The sequence below is a fragment of the Erwinia sp. ErVv1 genome (assembly GCF_900068895.1).
Classification (GTDB): Bacteria; Pseudomonadota; Gammaproteobacteria; order Enterobacterales; family Enterobacteriaceae; genus Erwinia.
Map to the genome: position 1 here is coordinate 1 of NZ_CDPK01000053.1, position 233 is coordinate 233.

The 233-nt window shown below is 58.4% G+C and carries 2 tRNA genes; both read right to left on the reverse strand.

Annotated features, from left to right (window positions below):
• Nucleotides 1–7: 7 nt before the first annotated feature.
• Nucleotides 8–84 (reverse strand) — tRNA-Met (locus A1830_RS20875).
• 67 nt (nucleotides 85–151) lie between these two features.
• Nucleotides 152–228: transfer RNA gene (locus A1830_RS20880), tRNA-Met, on the reverse strand.
• Nucleotides 229–233: the final 5 nt, after the last annotated feature.

Consider the following 233-nt stretch of genomic DNA (forward strand, 5'->3'; position numbering starts at 1 on the left):
GTTAAGTTGGTTGCGGGAGCCGGATTTGAACCGACGACCTTCGGGTTATGAGCCCGACGAGCTACCAGGCTGCTCCATCCCGCGTCCGTATACTACACCTGCCGCTTCCGTCACGACAGCTTTTCTTTTTACCGCTTCTCACAGGGAGAATTGGTTGCGGGAGCCGGATTTGAACCGACGACCTTCGGGTTATGAGCCCGACGAGCTACCAGGCTGCTCCATCCCGCGTCCGT